Below are 2,278 nucleotides of genomic sequence, written 5' to 3' on the forward strand. Positions count from 1 at the left end.
AGATAACTTATTATGTCCGATAGTCAACACCTATACCCATGGGTGGTGGTTAGGTTGTTACGACCGATGCCACCAGTCGTTTTCGCTCGGTTCGAGAACCCTGCTGATGCCAAGGGCTAGTGCGGCTCGTTCTGAGTGGGAGCCTTTCGTAACGAAAGGGGTATGACTCAGGGGATTCGCGGGGAAAACCCCGAATTCATAACTATTCGTTCGGATGGCGGTGAAAACCCGACCCCATGAGGAGATATGTGACACCCTATCTTGGCCACACCGAGCAAGCGACATCTTGCAGAGTGAAGCTGGCACCAGGGCGGAATCAGAGGTAAATCAGATGTGCCACACTGCCGCTAAAGGGAAGACGACATGGGTAACAGTAGCGAATGTCCTGAAAAAGTGTCTGATAGCAAAGCCGCAATCTGACTAGTATATGCGAGACTTTATCCTTTAATTCTCACAACGTTTTTAGCCCGACAGTTGTAATCTCCGAGAAAAGGATAGGCAAAATGGACAGCCCTAAATCGTCACAACAATCTAACGAATGGAACGAGTAAAAACGGCAACAATACTAGGTCTAGGGAACGGTCGTAACCCTAGTAAGCAATGCCTCGCTTAATCCCTATTGCCGGGTAGGATGCAGTCGAAAAACTGGCTGCGGGTATTCAGAATATACAAACTCTAAGAGAGTATGGGTAGACACATGTCAAATAGATCTAGTGACCTATGGAAAAGTCAGAGTTGGAAGAAACACCAACAAAACTTGTTCCGCCTACAAAAGCGAGTATACAAAGCAGTTCGATCCGGAGATTTGAAGAAAGCCAGGTCTCTACAGAAACTGATACTGAAATCCCGATCAGCGCAACTTTTGGCCGTCCGTCAAGTGTCACAGCTAAACAAAGGGAAGAAAACGGCTGGAGTTGATGGCCAGTTAAGCCTCAACTACAGACAGCGTGCTGAATTGGTAGAAACATTGAACGATCATGCCTCAGACTGGAAGCATAATCGACTTCGTGAAATTCCAATCCCTAAAAAGAACGGAAAAGTAAGGATGTTGAAAATACCAACCCTCGCCGATAGAGCCTGGCAATGTCTGATTAAATATGCACTGGAACCAGCTCATGAAGCCACCTTCAGTGCAAACAGTTACGGATTCCGCACAGGACGATGTGCCCAAGACGTACAAAAACGCCTACAACTGCACCTAAAATCAGACTGTAACGGAATCACAAAAAGGGTCATCGAATTAGACATTAAAAAGTGCTTTGGCCGTAGGCCACGCTTCGCGAACGACCGTATATCACACTCCTCAATTATGAAGAGACTCATAGCTCCAGCATCTATCAAATTGGGAATATTCCGCTGTCTTAAAGCTGGAATAAATCCAGGATTCCCGGAGCAAGGCACCCCACAGGGAGGTGTAGTCAGCCCTTTGCTAGCAAATATAGCACTTAACGGAATAGAAGAAATACACACTAGTCTGCGTTATGCGGACGATATGGTAATAATCCTAAAGCCAAAAGATAATGCTGAGAAGATAATGAATAAAATCAAAAACTTCTTAGCAGAGCGTGGGATGGAAATCAATGAAGAAAAGACTAAGCTCACCAAAACGACAGATGGATTTGACTTTCTGGGGTGGAAATTCCGCGTCCAGCAAAACGGAAAATTCCGAAGCATTCCCTCAGCGGAAAACTTCGCTAAACTCCGTGACAAAGTAAAAGCCATAATCAATAGCTCGAACTATGGTGCTGAATTAAAAGCTAAGAAGTTAGCCCCGATAGTACGAGGTTGGAGAAACTACCACAGCAGTTGCGATATGAGCAACTCTCGGGATACATTATGGTTTATTAGTAAAACTGCCCACCGAAAGTTCCGAAAGGAAAAAAAAGTAAGTCGGTATAGAGCTACTAAACTATGCAATAAAGCATTCCCGAAGGTAGGGTATAAACAAAACCAGCACGTTAATGTTAAGGGAACCAAGTCACCATATGACGGAGACCTGGTCTACTGGAGTAATCGCAATTCACAACTATACTCCGGAGCTACTTCAGATGCCTTGAAAAAGCAAAACCATTCCTGTGGACACTGTGGATTGAGGTTCAAAGAAGACCAAACTGTACATCTCCACCACATTGATGGAAACCACGACAATTGGAAGAAAAAGAACCTATTAGCAGTCCACCAGAGCTGCCACCAACAGATACACTGGAGCACTCCGAAAGGAGAGGATATCTAGGAGCCGTATGCGATGAAAGTCGCACGTACGGTTCTGAAGCGGAGG

The 2,278-nt window shown here is 45.3% G+C and carries 1 protein-coding gene; it reads left to right on the forward strand.

Annotated features, from left to right (window positions below; translation table 11 throughout):
• Positions 1–685: 685 nt before the first annotated feature.
• Positions 686–2,233, forward strand: a complete 1,548-nt coding sequence (locus F6K38_RS39780) for a reverse transcriptase domain-containing protein (RefSeq protein WP_044492710.1) — start codon at positions 686–688, stop codon at positions 2,231–2,233.
• The last annotated feature ends 45 nt before the right edge of the window (positions 2,234–2,278 follow it).

Origin of the sequence: Moorena sp. SIO3B2 (genome assembly GCF_010692525.1) — a bacterium.
Classification (GTDB): Bacteria; Cyanobacteriota; Cyanobacteriia; order Cyanobacteriales; family Coleofasciculaceae; genus Moorena; species Moorena producens.